General features: G+C 69.8%; 1 protein-coding gene. It reads right to left on the bottom strand.

Features of this window, described 5'->3' with window-relative positions; all coding sequences use genetic code 11:
- Positions 1–632: Sua5/YciO/YrdC/YwlC family protein (locus tag B1964_RS29395; protein ID WP_139765967.1), on the bottom strand; the 632-nt coding region annotated here is incomplete at both ends.

The following is a 632-nucleotide window of genomic DNA, read 5'->3' as shown; positions in this document are numbered from 1 at the left end:
CCCGCCCAGCCGGTCGTCGATGTCGTCGTCGCGGTACAGGATGGGTGAGCCGCTGGTGTTGGCGGAGGTCATCACCAGCGGGATCGCGCCCATCGCGTCGAACAGCAGGTGATGCACCGGGGTATAGGCCAGCAGCACACCGAGTTCGGCAAGTCGGGGCGCAACGCCCGGTGCCACCGCACCCACCCGCGGTGCCACGACGATCGGTGCCTGCGGTGACGCGAGCGCAGAACGTGTCGCATCGGTCAGCTCGATCAGTGTTGCCGCGTGGTCGAGGTCGGCGGCCATCATCGCGAGCGGCTTGTCGGGACGGTGTTTGCGGTCGCGCAGCGTGGCGACGGGCTCGTGCCGATCGGCGCGACAGGCCAGGTGGAATCCGCCGATCCCCTTGATCGCCACGATCTGCCCGTCGTGCAGCGCCTGCGCGGCCGCGTCGATCGGGTCGGCTACGGCGGCGCCGACGAACCGTGCGCCGTCGGCACGACGGAACTCGAGTTGCGGACCGCAGTCCGGGCACGCGATGGTCTCGGCGTGGAATCGGCGGTCGAGCGGATTCTCGTATTCAGCCCGACAGGCCTTGCACATCGCGAAGTGCGCCATCGTCGTCGCCGCGCGATCGTAGGGCAGGGCGG

The organism is Gordonia sp. i37, from assembly GCF_002043085.1.
GTDB classification, from domain to species: domain Bacteria; phylum Actinomycetota; class Actinomycetes; order Mycobacteriales; family Mycobacteriaceae; genus Gordonia; species Gordonia polyisoprenivorans.
This window is presented reverse-complemented; position numbering and strand designations above follow the sequence as displayed.